The 13,819-nt window shown below is 68.7% G+C and carries 13 protein-coding genes and 5 pseudogenes; 7 read left to right on the top strand and 11 right to left on the bottom strand.

All coding sequences use genetic code 11. The annotated features are described in order from the left end of the window. The first annotated feature begins 77 nt into the window (after positions 1 to 77). Both bla and ABZ851_RS31520 read left to right on the top strand, forming a co-directional pair. Positions 78 to 1,004 (top strand): class A beta-lactamase, encoded by a 927-nt coding sequence (bla, locus tag ABZ851_RS31515; protein WP_361134833.1) that lies wholly within the window; start codon positions 78 to 80, stop codon positions 1,002 to 1,004. 86 nt (positions 1,005 to 1,090) lie between these two features. Further along, a pseudogene (locus ABZ851_RS31520) lies at positions 1,091 to 1,186 on the top strand (IS5/IS1182 family transposase); the annotation flags it as partial. An 82-nt stretch (positions 1,187 to 1,268) separates the two neighbouring features. On the opposite strand, the gene ABZ851_RS31525 reads toward ABZ851_RS31520, so the two are convergent. The 4 genes and pseudogenes from ABZ851_RS31525 to ABZ851_RS31540 form a co-directional block, all read right to left on the bottom strand. Beyond that, positions 1,269 to 2,660: an erythromycin esterase family protein gene (locus tag ABZ851_RS31525; RefSeq protein WP_361134836.1), complete on the bottom strand. Its 1,392-nt coding sequence runs from the start codon at positions 2,658 to 2,660 to the stop codon at positions 1,269 to 1,271. Between the two features lie 395 nt (positions 2,661 to 3,055). After that, entirely contained in the window at positions 3,056 to 3,307 is a 252-nt protein-coding gene (locus ABZ851_RS31530) for a hypothetical protein (RefSeq protein WP_361134839.1), read from the bottom strand. Between the two features lie 390 nt (positions 3,308 to 3,697). Continuing rightward, a pseudogene (locus ABZ851_RS31535) lies at positions 3,698 to 4,137 on the bottom strand (IS5 family transposase); the annotation flags it as partial. Between the two features lie 52 nt (positions 4,138 to 4,189). Beyond that, a complete protein-coding gene (locus ABZ851_RS31540) occupies positions 4,190 to 4,717 on the bottom strand; it encodes a DapH/DapD/GlmU-related protein (RefSeq protein WP_361135093.1) in 528 nt (175 codons plus the stop codon). A 114-nt stretch (positions 4,718 to 4,831) separates the two neighbouring features. Here ABZ851_RS31540 and ABZ851_RS31545 point away from each other — a divergent pair, with 114 nt between their 5' ends. Together ABZ851_RS31545 and ABZ851_RS31550 are read left to right on the top strand one after the other, a co-directional pair. Further along, a complete protein-coding gene (locus ABZ851_RS31545) occupies positions 4,832 to 5,761 on the top strand; it encodes a LysR family transcriptional regulator (RefSeq protein ID WP_361134842.1) in 930 nt (309 codons plus the stop codon). Positions 5,762 to 5,816: 55 nt separating this feature from the next. Then, positions 5,817 to 6,044: pseudogene (locus tag ABZ851_RS31550) on the top strand (Tn3 family transposase); the annotation flags it as partial. Positions 6,045 to 6,125: 81 nt separating this feature from the next. On the opposite strand, the gene ABZ851_RS31555 reads toward ABZ851_RS31550, so the two are convergent. The 4 genes and pseudogenes from ABZ851_RS31555 to ABZ851_RS31570 form a co-directional block, all read right to left on the bottom strand. After that, the gene (locus ABZ851_RS31555) at positions 6,126 to 7,418 is read right to left on the bottom strand and encodes an MFS transporter (protein WP_361134845.1); all 1,293 of its coding nucleotides are present in this window, start codon (positions 7,416 to 7,418) and stop codon (positions 6,126 to 6,128) included. Then, positions 7,415 to 7,903, bottom strand: coding sequence for a MarR family transcriptional regulator (locus ABZ851_RS31560; protein ID WP_361134848.1), 489 nt, complete (start codon positions 7,901 to 7,903; stop codon positions 7,415 to 7,417). Before ABZ851_RS31560 ends, ABZ851_RS31555 begins: the two co-directional genes overlap by 4 nt. 102 nt (positions 7,904 to 8,005) lie before the next feature. Beyond that, positions 8,006 to 8,949, bottom strand: a pseudogene (locus ABZ851_RS31565) (site-specific integrase). Positions 8,950 to 9,158: 209 nt separating this feature from the next. Next, on the bottom strand, positions 9,159 to 9,956 hold the full coding sequence (locus ABZ851_RS31570) for an IS630 family transposase (RefSeq protein ID WP_361134851.1): 798 nt from the start codon (positions 9,954 to 9,956) through the stop codon (positions 9,159 to 9,161). Between the two features lie 221 nt (positions 9,957 to 10,177). Here ABZ851_RS31570 and ABZ851_RS31575 point away from each other — a divergent pair, with 221 nt between their 5' ends. Continuing rightward, a complete protein-coding gene (locus ABZ851_RS31575; protein ID WP_361134854.1) occupies positions 10,178 to 10,705 on the top strand; it encodes a DinB family protein in 528 nt (175 codons plus the stop codon). 57 nt (positions 10,706 to 10,762) lie between these two features. Here ABZ851_RS31575 and ABZ851_RS31580 read toward each other — a convergent pair whose 3' ends face one another. The 3 genes from ABZ851_RS31580 to ABZ851_RS31590 form a co-directional block, all read right to left on the bottom strand. Continuing rightward, positions 10,763 to 11,524, bottom strand: coding sequence for a hypothetical protein (locus ABZ851_RS31580; protein WP_361134857.1), 762 nt, complete (start codon positions 11,522 to 11,524; stop codon positions 10,763 to 10,765). 178 nt (positions 11,525 to 11,702) lie between these two features. After that, positions 11,703 to 12,026: a MoaF N-terminal domain-containing protein gene (locus ABZ851_RS31585; protein WP_361134860.1), complete on the bottom strand. Its 324-nt coding sequence runs from the start codon at positions 12,024 to 12,026 to the stop codon at positions 11,703 to 11,705. 17 nt (positions 12,027 to 12,043) lie between these two features. Further along, positions 12,044 to 12,802 carry a nuclear transport factor 2 family protein gene (locus ABZ851_RS31590; protein WP_361134863.1) on the bottom strand — a complete coding sequence of 253 codons (759 nt, stop codon included), beginning with the start codon at positions 12,800 to 12,802 and terminating at the stop codon, positions 12,044 to 12,046. A 112-nt stretch (positions 12,803 to 12,914) separates the two neighbouring features. Between ABZ851_RS31590 and ABZ851_RS31595 the strand changes: the two are divergent. Further along, a pseudogene (locus ABZ851_RS31595) lies at positions 12,915 to 13,286 on the top strand (AraC family ligand binding domain-containing protein); the annotation flags it as partial. A gap of 238 nt (positions 13,287 to 13,524) precedes the next feature. Beyond that, positions 13,525 to 13,791 carry a helix-turn-helix domain-containing protein gene (locus ABZ851_RS31600; protein ID WP_361135096.1) on the top strand — a complete coding sequence of 89 codons (267 nt, stop codon included), beginning with the start codon at positions 13,525 to 13,527 and terminating at the stop codon, positions 13,789 to 13,791. Positions 13,792 to 13,819 lie beyond the last annotated feature (28 nt).

Genomic DNA, 13,819 nt, shown 5'->3' on the forward strand with positions numbered 1-13,819 from the left:
GACCACACGCCGGACGGAGCCGTGTCGCTCCGTCCCCTGTCGCGCCCTGCGTGCGGGGCGCCTTGGAGGTTTGCACCATGCAGCACACCCGTGCCCGGCGGGCCGTTCTCGGCACGCTCGCCGCGCTCACCCTCGTCCCGCTCGTGGCCTGCGACCAGGGCAGTTCCTCGGCCTCGCCGTCTCCGTCCGCCGCGGCGACGAAGCCGGCAGCGGCTGCTCAGTCGTTCGCCGGTGAGTTCAAGAAGCTTGAGCAGAGGTTCGATGCGCGACTGGGGGTCTACGCCATCGACACCGGCACCGGGCGCGAGGTGGCCTACAACGACGGCGAGCGGTTCGCCCACGCCTCCACGTTCAAGGCGCTGGCCGCCGGCGCCGTGCTGCGCAGGCACTCGCCGAACGGAATGGACAAGGTGATCAGGTACTCCAAGGGCGATCTGGTCGACTACTCCCCCATCACCGAAAAGCATGTCGGGGCCGGGATGACCCTGCGCGAACTGTGCGACGCCGCCGTCCGCTTCAGCGACAACACCGCGGGCAACCTGCTGTTCGACGCGCTCGGCGGACCCAAGGGCCTCAACGCCGCACTCAAGGGGATCGGCGACCACGTGACCCGGATGGAGCGCCGCGAGCCCGAGCTGAACCGCTGGGCACCGGGCGAGCAGCGGGACACCAGCACGCCGCGGGCGCTGGCCAAGGACCTGCGTGCGTTCGTCCTCGGAGACGTCCTCGGCAAGGGCGAACGCGCCCAGCTCGCGAAGTGGCTGCGGACCAACACCACCGGCGACGAGCTCATCAGGGCTGGGATGCCCAAGAACTGGAAGGTCGGCGACAAGACCGGCGCGGGCAGCACCTACGGCACCCGCAACGACATCGCCGTGGTGTGGCGCCCCCACGCCGCCCCCGTCGTCGTGGCGATCATGTCGCGCCGCAGCACAGCAGATGCCCCCTACGACAACAAACTGATCGCGGAAGCGGCATCCGTGGTCGCCGGCACGCTGTCGTAACAGGAGATAACGCCCCTGCCTGACGGCGATGTCCCAGAGCCGCATTCCTCCCGGCACCACGCACCCAACCCCACGCGGCCGACTCCAAACCCGTGCGCCTTCATGCAGACAAGGCGTACGACATCCCTCACCCGCGGCATTGGCTGTGGGGCAAACGCATCGGCATCCGTATCGCCCGCAGATCAGATGTCCTCTGAGCCCGAAGTCCCGTCGTCTCCTCACGGACGGGACTCCGGACTCAAAGGTCCCGACAAGCTCCTGCCGTCACGGCTTCAGCTTGTCGGCCTCCCGGACTTCGTGGAGGTGGATGAGGACGTCGAAGCCCTTGGCGAGCGCGAAGTCACGCGGCTCCGTGGGGAACTGTGTGCCGACGGTGAGCGTGGGCCGAGCGGTGTTCAGCCAGTCGCGCGCGGGGGCCGGAGCGTTGCGGACGTCGAGGTAGAAGTTCCGGTAGCGGACCTGGTCGAGGGTGTGCTCGTTGGTGCCGGCCTTGGCGGCGTCCACGGTGAACTTCTTCCAGTCGCCGCCGATGGCGGTGTCCTTCGACAGAAAGGAGCCCTGGTTGAAGGTGAAGCCGATGGGAAGGTAGTTCTTGCCCATCGTGTCGCGCAGGAACGACCCCTGCGTCTTTGGGTACATCTCGGGCATGGAGGAGGCGTAGCCGACATGGCCGTTGTGCGCCGACAGCAGGATCTTCTGGCCGGTGTGCTGCTGCCACCAGACGACGTTCTGGGCCATGACCTCGTCGCGGAAGCGCTGGGAGGCGGGCACCGAGTCCGGGTCGTCGTGGTTGATGGCGAGGTACTTGGCGGTCTGGGCGACGGAGCGGGCGTTCTGCTCGGCCCATTCGAACGCCTCGCCGGAGCCCTTCCGGCCGCTGACCAGTTCCAGGGCCTGCTGTGCCTTGGTGGCGAGCTGCTGCCTTTCCGCGAGCGGTTTGCGGAGGTAGTCGAAGAAGTCGTCGATCGGGCGCAGGCCGGTGTAGAGCTCGTTGAGCTGCGGCAGCGCCTCCGGGTAGTTCTGCTGCACGTAGTCGATCACCCGGCCGAAGAACGCATTGTTCATTGAGGGGGCATTGAGGTCGTCGCCCATGAAGTGGACGGTGCGTCCGGGGTGGCGGCTGTTGTAGTGGCGCATCCACTCGATGAGGCTGAGGAACTCCTCGCGCTCCCAGGGGGAGCCGGCCAGGGTCTCCTTGGCGATCTTGCGGGCGTCGCCCTTGCCGGTCTGGAGGTAGTCGTCGATCTGGACTCCGGCGGACCAGCTCATTTCGAGGGCGAAGGTGGTGAAGCCCTTCTCCTCGACGAGGTAGCGGAAGGCCCGCTCCTTCATGGCGAAGAACTCGTGGGAGCCGTGGGTGGCCTCGCCGAGGCCGACCACCTTGGCGTCGCCGATCATCCCGCCCAGGACTCGCAGGTCGGCGGTGTTCCTCCCGGGCTCGGTCGAGCGCAGCGGGTGGGTTGCCTGCTCCAGTGCGTGGACCGGGTTCTGCTTCCCGTCAGCCGTGTCGGCCGGGGCGGCCTGGACCGCCACGGGAACGAGGATGGCTCCCATCGCGGCCGCCGCCGTGACCAGCAGCCCACGTCGGCCGGTGTGCTTCCGGCGTCTCACCATGTTCTTGACCTCTCTTGCGTACGGCGACTTGAGAATGATCATCGCCGCCGATGCCCTTACCGCGCGCTGGAGTCAGCCACCGAACTCTTCCGGGGGATCCCCCCCTTTAAAGGCAGGGAATGGCTGTTCAGCACGGTGCTGGGCTGGGGCGACTGGGCCGCCAGGGCCCAGTGCCAACCGTCGGTGTGACTGACGTTTACGGAGGGAGGGAAGGCATGGTGGGCAGTGACGCCAGTTATGCGCTTCTTTGGAATCATCTGTCACACTGCGGTTACACAGCCTGCCGTTCCTCCCAGACACGGTCCGCGGACGTCCTTGCGGACGATGCGTATTCGCCCCGGGCAGGCGGTGGCCCTGGCCCGACGGTCAGAGTGCCGCTGGTGAAACGTCGAAACAGTGGCGCCCCGGCCGAAGCCGGGGACGCCGTGCGGAACTCGTCAGGCCAGCTTGCTCCAAGTTCGGTTCGCTTCGGGCAGCGGGACCGTGGCGACACAGATCCGGTGCCAGCTCTTACGCAGTGGGCAGTCGGCTCGGCACGCGAAGCGTCTGCAGACGTCGAGGAGCCGGCCGGGGCGGATGCCGGGGGCGGTGTGGCCCTGCCAGGTGCGGCAGTGCCGGCACATGGCCCACAAAGTGAGCTGGGCGGTGTCGTAGTAGCCGGTGAGGGTGGGGCCGGTGGTTTCGGGCATGGCGGTGCTCCTTCGGCGTGTGGGCAGGGCTGCGTGCCCCTTAGCGGGGTGCGCAGGGGTGGTGTTAGGGCTTGGCGGCTGTGCTCGCGAGCCGTCGAGGTGGTTCTAGGGAGTGGATTGCCTAGCCGCGCATGTCGCGCTTCTTCGGCGCCCGGAGGCGGCGTGTGGGGCCGGCGCCCTCCATCTAGGACGTCGGTGTCACAGCGGCCCGAAGCGTGCGGGCATGCGAAAGCCCCCCCCAACCGTGGCCGGGGGAGAAGGGTTCTTTGCTGTGGTTATGGGGTGCTTGTCGCACGGGCGCCGTTTGTGCTGGTGCCAGGCCCGCTTCGGTGCGAAGGCAGCCGACGGCCATCCCTCGGATGGAACGGACGGGCAGGAGCGGCTCGCCGCGGTCAGCCCGCCGCGGGAACGGCCGATCGCGTGCCCGGCGGACTCTCGGTGGGCGTCGAGGCCCTGCCCTCGGGCTGCGGTCCGGCACTTCTCGGGGCGGCGGGTGTTGGTGGTGTGCTGGTGGGCCCGGGGGATGGTGGAGTCCACTGCCACCCGCCAGTCGATCAGCCCATCGTCGTCCGCGCGGGCGAGCAGGACGCCGAGCACGCGGTCCCAGGTCCCGTCGGCGGCCCAGCGGCGGTGGCGGGCCCACACGGTCTTCCAGGATCCGAACATGGCTGGGAGGTCTCGCCAAGGAATACGGTGCGGTACCAGTAGACGATCGCCTCCACAATGCGGCGGTGATCGGCCCACGGCCTGCCCCGACGACCGGTACTGGAGGGCAGCAGAGGTCGGATGTGGTCCCACTGCCGGTCGGTCAGCCGGGCGTGACGAGGCATCAGGACGAGACCGCAGAGATGCTGCGCACCCGGGCCGGCAGCCCGGCCGGGCTCAGTCGATCGTGTTGATTACCCGGGCGGGCACTCCCGCGACCACTGTGCCGGCAGGAACCTCGCGAGTGACCACGGCACCGGCAGCGACCACCGCACCGGCACCGATGGTCACCCCCTGCGTGATCACGGCAGCCGTCCCGATCCATACGTCGTCCTCGATGACGATCGGCGCGAAGGGCAGGTACTCGCGGCGCTCGGCCGGGGGCAGTGGATGGCCTCCGGTGATGAGGCTGGCCTTCGGGGCGATCATGACGCCGTTCCCGATGCGGATGCCTCCCTTGTCCATGAAGGTGCATCCCTGGTTGACGAAGACGTTCTCCCCGAACGTCGTGTTCAGCCCGTAGTCGGTAAAGAACGGCGGGTAGATCATCACCGACTTCGGCAGCGGGCCACCGAACACAACAGAAAGAAGTTCCGCGCGGCCTTCGCTGTCGCTGAACGGAAGCACGTTCAGTCGAGACGTCGCATCGGTCACCTCCGCGATGCGCTCCGCATGACGCGCGAACTCAGGCGTCTGGACATACATAACCTGCTCTGTGCGGGTAGACATGCGCTGATCCCACCACCGCGCAGAACACTCGATCAAACAACCCTGCACCACACCAGACACAACCAATAGTTGTGGAAGTAGCGTGGAAGCGTGGATGTTGAAGCGCTGCGGACGTTCGTGGCCGTCGCCGAGACCGGCCAGTTCCAGGCTGCGGCCGACGAGCTGAGGATCAGCCAGCAGGCGGTCTCCAAGCGGATCGCGGCCCTGGAGAGGCACATCGAGGTCACGCTCCTGGTGCGGACCTCCCGAGGCTCCCGGCTGAGCCTGGACGGGCAGGTCTTCCTGCCGCACGCCAAGAAGGTCCTGGTGGCCATCGAGCAGGCCGAGCAGGCCGTGCGCCCCGGCAGCCGTCCCTTGCGCATCGATGTCCTCAACCGGCGCATCTCCCCGGCCCAGGCCGTCTACCGGTTCTACCGCTCCCACCCCGAGACGGACCTGGACGCGGTCACGCTGAGCAAGGAGAACGCCGCCCAGGCCACCCAGGCGGTGCTCGAAGGGACCGTCGACGCGTCCTTCCGTGCCCTGCCGGCAGACCAGATCCCGGCCGGGATCAGCGCCGAACGACTCCTGGACGCACCCCTGGAGCTCCTGGTCGGCCCCGGCCACCCGCTGGCTGACGCGCCCTGGGTCAGGCCTGCGGACCTGGCCGGCCACCGCATCTGGATCCCCGGGATCAGGCCGGGGACGGAGTGGGCGGCGTTCTACCAGGCGCTGTCCCAGGCCTTCGGCCTGAGCGTCGACGCGCTCGGCCCCAACTTCGGCGACGAGGCCCTGATGGACGCGCTGGCCGACTCGGCCTCGCTGGCCACCCTCATCGGCCGCGGGGACCGGTACCTGTGGCCCCAGACCCACGACCTACGGCGCATCCCGTTGCACGACCCGACCCCGGTCTACCCCCACGTGCTGCTGTTCCGCAGCGGAGACCAGCACCCCGTACTGACCGCACTACGCGACCATCTGCGCACCGCAGGCCCGCGAACCCCGCACGACGTGTGGGCACCGGACTGGGTAGACCGCTGATCACGCGAACGAATTAACAGACATGTCCTAGTTCGAATGAGACTAGATCGGTACCCTCGGGCTGGTCCTCAACGCCCTGGTGCTCTTCAACACGAGGTACATGGATGCCGCCGTCACGCAGCTGCGTGAGGACGGGTCCGATGTCCGCGACGAGGACGTGGCCCGCCTCTCCCCGTTCGTCCGCCATCACATCAACATGCTCGGCCGGTATTCCTTCCAACTCCCCGAACTGCCCGGGGGCCTGCGTCCGCTGCGCGATCCGGACGCCGCCGACAAGGAATGACACTCAGTGAGGGGGCGTCAGCTGCGCAGGACGCTGACGTCCCCTCTCACCGGGCTCAAGGCTGGAGGCGAATCAGGAAACCTAACCAGCGGTCGCCGCCGCGTCGGCGACCCCAGGGACGGCCGGCTTCACGGCAGCAGGCGGCGTGCGGTAGGCGCGAAGGGGCGCGTTGGTCGCGGCCACGGCGGCGATCGCCAGGAGGGCGGACAGTCCGCCGAAGACCAGGGAGGAGGAGGCGGAAGTGGCCGACGCCAACAGGCCACCACGCAAGTTGCCGAGTTCGGGGCCCGCGACACCGATGACGTGTTCTACCGAGGAAACCCGTCCCCGGTACGCATCCGGGGTCTCCAATTGGACCAGGGCACTGCGGGTGACGACAGACACGGTGTCGGCAGCGCCCGCCACGGCCAGGCAGCCGAGCGCCAGCCACAACGGCCCCGCCAGACCGAAACAGGCCAGCGCCAGGCCCCAGACACCGGCTGCGGAAAGCTGGACCAGGCCGCCACGGCGCCAGCGCGTCACCGTACCGGAGAGCAGACCGGCCGTGATCCCCCCGACCGCGACGGCGGAGAGGAACAGGCCGAGGGTCTGCGGGCTTCCCCCGAAGCGGATCTCGTTGACCAGCGGGAAGAGCGCGATAGGCATGGCGAGCAGGGTTGCGGACAGGTCGGTGGCCATCGAGCCCCACAGCGTCGGGCGGCGCAGGACCATCCGCCAACCGCCACGCTCCGGCCGGCGCCTGCCGCCTGCCGCGTCGGCGCCCTCGGGCCGCATGGCAGGCAGGCGGATCACCGCGAGCATGGAGACGACCATGGCCACGGCCTGGGTCGCGTATGCGGCAGAAAAGCCCCAGCGGGCGATGATCAGCCCGGCCATCGCGGGCCCGGCCAGCATCGCGGCCTGGAAGGAGACGTTGGTCAGCGCAAGACCGGCCGCGACCTGGTCGCCCGGCAACAGCCGGACCGGGAAGGTGCGCCGGGCAGGAGCGCCGAGGGCGCTGCAACTCGTCCCCATGGCTACCAGGACGAGCAGCAGCAGCACGTTGCGGTTGTCCGCCAGGGCCTGGGCGCCCAGCCCTGCGGCGGCCAGCACTTGGCCCGCGGTGGTGGCCCGTACCACCGCACGGCGGTCAAAGCTGTCGGCCAACGTGCCGCCGAGCAGACCGAACAGCACCATCGGCAGGCCGGTGGCGAGCCCGATGGCACCGGTGCCCACTGGGCTGCCGGTCAGGTCCCAGACCTGGGCCAGCACCGCCACGTTGGCTATCTGCCCACCGACTTGAGAGACCGAGGTGCCGATCCACAGGTCGCGAAACGGCTGACTGCTACGCAGCGGGCGGGTGTCGAGGAACCGGACACGGGCACGCCCCCTCATCGCGGTGGCTCGACAAGGTGGTGGAGGATCCGCTGCCGCATCGACCGTCGTTCCAGCGCCCGCCGCACCTCCTCCACAACGGTGGTCATCGCGTACGGGACCTCGCCGTCCAGCTCGGCGACCGTCTCGTGGGTAGCGCGCCACTCCGCCTCCAGGAACGGCACCAGCGATCGGCCGCGCTCGGTCAGGTCGATCCGCCGGGTGCGGGCGTCAGGCCCCGGCTCGGAGGTGACCAGATCCTCCTTGCGCATGGCGGCAACGGTCTGGCTGATCGCGGAGTGCGAGCGGTCAAGGGACTTCGCAAGCTCGCGAATGGTCAGTGGCCCGGTGTGAGCGAGCCGGATCAGCGGATACGCGAACCGAGGCCGCACCCCCTCGATGCCACGCTCGACGTAGACCTGCTCGATCTCGGCGTCCATGGCTGCCAGAAGCTCGTGCAGGGAATGCCAGGGATCGGGCAGTGCTGTGGGATCTGAAGATGTCACAGTGCTAATATAACAGCGCTGTGATAACCCGGACTCGTGATCGGCTCAGAGCCTGCGGCTGTACCGCTGGTCCCCAATTCGGGGAAGGCACCCCGCCCGCGGTCAGCGTCGGCGGTCGCCCGGCGCGAGCAGGCTGGTGACTTCGGCGATCGCCTCCGGGGAGGAGTGGAAGTACTTCCGTACGTTCTCTGCCTTCTTGTGCCGGGACTTCGCCATCAGCATCAGCAGGCTCGCCCCTCCCTCGCCGAGGTGGGTCAACCCGGAGTGCCGCCACTCATGTAGATCCCAGCCCGTGCCCGGCTCACCGCCGAGGGCCGTTTGCTCGTCCAGCAGCATCCGGGCCTGCCCGTAGGAGAGGCGGGCGAGCCCGGTGTCCGGGCAGATGTCGCGCGGGCTGACGACCCTGCCGGGACCTGGCTTGCGGTGGGTGACGGAATCCGGCCCGCGCGAACCGCCCTTGAGCAGGCGGGGCGGCAGCCGGGCGGTGCCCACGTCCCAGTAGACCGTCTCCAGAACGAAGTCCTCGCGGACGGCGCCGCGGTGACGGGTACGGGGGCGGCCGCCCTTGGCCTTCACCGGGGCGCGGCGCCGGCGAGGTCGGGCTCCTCGATGTTGACGCCCAGGATCTCCTCGGCGCGGGCGACGGTCTCGTAGAGCATCCGCCACAGCGTCTTCTCCCGCAGATGCACCTCACGCTGCGCGATCAGCCGGTCGATCGCCATCTTCGAGCGGGCCGGAGTCTCGGAGTCCGGCGGGGTGAGCCGCTTCGCCCAGGCCGGGACCGCCGGACCGTCGTACCCGCGCTCACCGCACCAGCCCAGCCACGAAAGCACCGACGCACGCCGGGCATTCCAGGTGTTCACCGCGGAGCTGCCCCACAGCTGCTCCAGGGCCTCGCCGATCTCGTCGTCCGCGACGGATGCCAGCGGCCGGCCTTCGCCGAGCCGCTAGGCGGTCTTGCCCACCCCGATGCCGTAGTTGCGGACCGTGTTCGGGTTGCCGAGCGAGTCGAGGAACACATCGGCCGGCGCGCGGACAGTCAGCATCTTCCCTGCGGGCAGCTGTACGACGGCTGGCGCCGTTTCCCCCTTCCCGCAGATAACGAGGTCGCTTCACGCACGGCCTGGCGGCTGTGCCCGCAGGCCGCGATCAACCTGCCCGCAGATAATAGGGCGTTATCCGTGGGACGATTTCTGACCGGTCCGGCGGCCGACGCCCCGCCAGCCGCCCATCAGCGCCGACGAATCCTTAGTAGTCAGCTCCGGAAGTCGTTCGGGGGTTGATCATGCTGCCAGTGCAACGGAGGATTCTTCTGGGTGATCGGCGGTGTGCCGGTCGAGCCTGGCCAGCAGATCGTCCAGTCGGAGGCGGTGAACTTCCACTGGAACGGCTGTGCCGTTGCGTTGTAGCGGTCTTCGAAGGCTCGGAGTCGGTCCCTGACCTCGCCGAGGTCGGTGAAGTCGTCGGGTGAGACGACCTTGCGCTGGACGACGGAGAAGTAGATCTCCACCTGATTGAGCCAGGAGGCGTGTACCGGGGTGTGGACCATGACCGCGTTTGGGAAGGCGGCGGCCAGGCGGTCGGCTGCCTTCTTCCCGCGGTGGGAGGAGCCGTTGTCGACGATCCAGAAGACGCGTTCGGCGCTGGCGTACGGTTCTTGGCTCATGACCTGGGTGACCAGGTTCATGAACGGGGCGATGCCGGTGCGTGGTTCGGTGCGGCCGAACACGCGGGCGCGGTGGACGTCGTAGGCGGCCAGGCAGGTCAGGGCGCCGCCGCGGCCGTAGGTGTGGTTTACGCGCATGGCCCGGGCTTTGCCGGGGGCGAGGGTGGGGTGGCAGCGGCAGCGGGCCTGGATGGAAATCTTCTCGTCTGCGCTGATGACGTACTCGTCCGCGCCGAGCGGGATATCGCCCCAGGTGCGAGCGTACAGGTTCAGCACGCGCTCGGCCTTGGGACGGAAGCCGGCGTCGGAGGGGAATATCCAGGAGCGGTGTTGCCAGGGCTTGAGCGCGTCCTGGTACAGCCAGCGGCGCACGGTGGAGGCCGACACGGGGCGCGACAAGGGCTGCGCCGACGGCACCGTCCGCGTGCCCTCCCGAGACTGCTGGGAGAAGCTCTCTGCACATCACCGGGCCGTCAACGCCTCAACGTGAGGCGGCAATGCTTCAAGCCAGGGGCTCGGCTCGCATCGTTGATTGGGTAACCGACAATCTGGGAGCTCTGCTGTGAGCGGGTGGCGTGCCTGTGGAGCTCTGTTTAACATCACCTGCCATGACTGCTGAAGTCGAGCCCCCGGCGGAGCCCGAGGTCACGCTCACCGGCCCGGCCGAGTTGTTGGCGGGCTATCTCGATTTCTACCGTGCCGCCGTGCTGCGCAAGCTGGACGGCCTGACGGACGCGGAGCTGCGGGGCAGCCGGCTGCCATCCGGTTGGGCGCCGCTGGAGCTGTTGAAGCATCTGGCTTATGTGGAGCTACGCTGGCTGGAGTGGGGCTTCGCTGGCCAGCAGGTCGAACAGCCGTGGGGCGACATGGAAGTCCGTGGCGGCAGGTGGCGTGTCGAGGCCGGTGAGACCGTCGAGGAGGTAACGGGGTTCTTCCGTGCCCAGTGCGAGCGATCCCGGGCGATCGTCGCCGGCGCGCGTCTGGAGGACCGGATGGCCACTCTCGGGGGCCGCATCCCGCCCGAGGAGGAGCGGCCAACGCTGATCTGGGTTCTGTTCCATCTGCTCCAGGAGTACGCGCGGCATGTCGGGCACCTCGACATCGCCCGGGAGCTTGCGGACGTCACCGGCGAGTAGCCGGAGTCCGCGTCCCACCGGCTCTCGACTAGCCGGTCAACGACGCGAGCCGAGCCACTAGGTTTGCGGTACGGCGCCGCTCCAAACGGCTTCGCGGTAGTGCATGACACCCGCCTCTACCTGCATGCTGTTCGCCGCGTTGGGAGGCAGGCTGAATTCGCAATGCCATGCCTCCGTCATTCCGGGGAGCAGGTATCTGTTCCCTCCGTGCTCCTCATCGCCGTGGTAGATGGGTTCGGCTTGGCGTCCGTGAGCATCCTTGGCACCGCAGCTGTGGAGGTCGAGATCCAGTACGCCGACGGAGCCGTTGCGAAACGTGATCTCCACGGATACCGCCCGGTTGCCCGGGGCATGACCAGATGCCGACTCGGGGACGGTGAACGGCTTTGGGGCCGAGACCGTCACCTGCATCCCATCCTTGTAGCACCGGGAGGTATGGAAACTGAGCGCTCCATCGGCAGGCGGTGCTTCGGTCGGGCTGGTACTGCATGAGGCTTGATGGAAAGTGTCGGTGAGGGTCACCACGCCGTGGATGTACCAAACCGTGGCCAGCCCAGCGAGGACCGCGCCGGTCAAGGACCGGAGCCGGTTGGTGGCGCCACCCTGCTTCGGCCGTAGGGCACCGACGATGCCCAGGACCAGCGCGATGAGGGTGAGGGTCCCCGCGACCCAGAACAGGATCCGGACGGGCTCGGCGCTCGGGCCGATGACGCCGACGACGAACGCGGCGCTCAGGCCGATGACGGCGAGGATGAGGGAGGGGCGGCCCGATAGAGCCTGCTGGGTTGTCTGCCTGGTGGGCTCCCGGAAGTTTGCCATGTCGCCCTGTTCCTTCCTTGATGCCCGAAGCCTTTCTGCGGGCAGGCTTGCCGCCGGCGCGGGGGCGCGGGCGGAGGGCCCCCGCGCGGCCCCTTCCCTCGAGGGCGCCTTCGGCACGGGTGGTGGTGCTCGTCAAGACGGCTGTTCCTGACAAGACGGTTGCTCCTGAACAGCTTGCTCAGACCTCTTCGAGGGTGCCGGTGTGGAGTTCACCCACGCGGCCGTCGGGGGTTTCGTAGGTCCAGAAGGCGTGGACGGTGTGGGTGTTGAGGTTCATCACGTGGGTGACGGTCATGCCCGCCTGCTCGACCCAGCCGACGAGGAACACGCCGGGGCTGACCTCGGCGGCATGCAGGTCGACGTCCTCGACGGCGCCCTTGGTCGGTCCGGCGACGGTCTCGTAGTGCAGCTTGGTGCCGTCGGGCGCGTAGGTGTTGTGGAAGATGACGCCGTTGTCGACGCGGAAGCGGAAGGTCTTCCCCGCGTAGGTCCTGATGGCCACGGTGTTCCTCCGGTCGCTCAGAACAGGCCGTTGGAGTGCGGGAGTTCGGCCGGGATCGGGGCGATGACGTCCCAGTGCTCGACGATCTTGCCGTCGGCCACACGGAACAGGTCCCAGTAGACGACCGGCACGCCGAACTCGCCCTCGGACTGCAGCAGCACGAGGTCGCCCTCGGCGACGACCTTGTGGAGGGTCCGGTAGACCAGGTTCTTGCCCTGTTCGGCCCACTTGGCGGCCGCGGCGCCGAAGCCGTCCAGGCCGTCGGCGGCCTCCGGGTTGTGCTGCAGGTAGGTTTCGGTGGAGATGTAGTCGGTCAGCACCGAGTAGTCGGCGCCCTTGAGGACCTTCTCCGCGAACTCCGTGACCAGCGCGCGATTGGCCTCGGTCGTGTCCAGGTCGCTCGGCGCGGCCGGGCCGTCGGTCTGCGAGCGGCCGGAAGCCGTGACCGCGACGAGTGGGGTCAGCGCGTCCCAGTGCTCCGCCAGCTTGCCGTCCGCATCCACGCGGAACAGATCGAGAGCCACCAGCGGCTGCGGCCCGAAGCCGTGGTACGTCCCGTGCAGCGCCACCAGGACCCCGTCGGCGATCACCCGCGCTCCCTCGTAGCGAAAGCCTTCCGGCAGGCTCGCCACCAGCTGCCGCAGCGCCTCCGGACCGTCTGCGACCAAGCTGCTGTGCTGACGGTGGTCAGCGGCCACCCAGCGGTCCACCGCGCTCGGGTCCTTGTCCCCGAACAACTCACCAGCTGCCCTGAGTACGTTTTCCTTGCTGCTCATGCCATGCCTCCGATCTGCGCATTCCGGTGACGCCTTGCCCACCGGCCTGCCTTCCACTCTCCCGGCGCCGGGGCCCCGGCGCACGGTAGAGTCAGGCATGGCTATGGTCGAAATGGGACAGACTCCGGTGACCGAACGGGGCTACCGCAACCCCACCCGACCCGGTCTGCGCCTGGAAGTCCTCACCTTCACAGACCTCGTCCGCCGCCTGCCGGGCGAAGAGTACGAACGGGTGCACCGGCTGGACTTCCACCACCTCACCCTGGTCCACCGGGGCGAGGGCACCGTCATGGTCGACTTCGTCGACCGCCCCTGCCGGCCGGGCACGCTGCTGCACGTCCGTCCCGGGCAGGTCCAGCGCCTGCCCACAGCGCCCGACGGCACCCCTGCGGACGCCACGATCGTCCTGTTCACACCGGACTTCCCGCCCCGGCTCCCCGCGAGCATCCCGGTGACCGACGACCCGTTCGGCCCGGCCTTCTGGCAGCTCGGCCCCGGCGACCACGACCGCTTCCGCCACGCGCTGGCCGACCTCGCCACCGAATACGCCGGCCCTCCCCGACCAGGACCCGGAGATCACCAAGGAGCTCCTGCGTCAGCTGCTGGCCGGGATCCTGCTACGCGTCGCCCGCCCGCCCACGCCCGACGGCAGCGCACAGGCCCATGCCGCGCAGGCGCCGTACCGCCTCTTCCGGCACGAACTGGAGCGCTCCTTCGCCGTCCTGCGCCAGGCCCACGACTACGCCACCCGGCTCGGCTACTCCCTCAAGACCCTCAACCGCGCCTGCCAACGCGCCACCGGACACACTGCCAAACAGCTCATCGATGCCCGCGTCACCCTGGAGGCCAAGCGCATGTTGGCCCACACCGACCTGCCCGTCGCCGCCATCAGCCACCGGCTCGGCTTCATCGAACCCACCAACTTCAGCAAGTTCTTCACCCGCGCGACCAGCCAGACCCCAGGCGCCTTCCGCGACACACAGGGCTGACCGACCACAGGCCAGTCGAGCGACGTAT

Origin of the sequence: Streptomyces sp. NPDC047049 (genome assembly GCF_040643995.1) — a bacterium.
GTDB lineage: Bacteria > Actinomycetota > Actinomycetes > Streptomycetales > Streptomycetaceae > Streptomyces > Streptomyces mooreae.

Bases quoted from the DNA above. Each gene is read 5' to 3' on its own strand.
- bla (WP_361134833.1), top strand. From the start codon at position 78: ATGCAGCACACCCGTGCCCGGCGGGCCGTTCTCGGCACGCTCGCCGCG.
- ABZ851_RS31525 (WP_361134836.1), bottom strand. From the start codon at position 2,660: ATGATCATTCTCAAGTCGCCGTACGCAAGAGAGGTCAAGAACATGGTG.
- ABZ851_RS31530 (WP_361134839.1), bottom strand. From the start codon at position 3,307: ATGCCCGAAACCACCGGCCCCACCCTCACCGGCTACTACGACACCGCC.
- ABZ851_RS31540 (WP_361135093.1), bottom strand. From the start codon at position 4,717: ATGTATGTCCAGACGCCTGAGTTCGCGCGTCATGCGGAGCGCATCGCG.
- ABZ851_RS31555 (WP_361134845.1), bottom strand. From the start codon at position 7,418: ATGAGGGGGCGTGCCCGTGTCCGGTTCCTCGACACCCGCCCGCTGCGT.
- ABZ851_RS31575 (WP_361134854.1), top strand. From the start codon at position 10,178: ATGACTGCTGAAGTCGAGCCCCCGGCGGAGCCCGAGGTCACGCTCACC.
- ABZ851_RS31580 (WP_361134857.1), bottom strand. From the start codon at position 11,524: ATGGCAAACTTCCGGGAGCCCACCAGGCAGACAACCCAGCAGGCTCTA.
- ABZ851_RS31590 (WP_361134863.1), bottom strand. From the start codon at position 12,802: ATGAGCAGCAAGGAAAACGTACTCAGGGCAGCTGGTGAGTTGTTCGGG.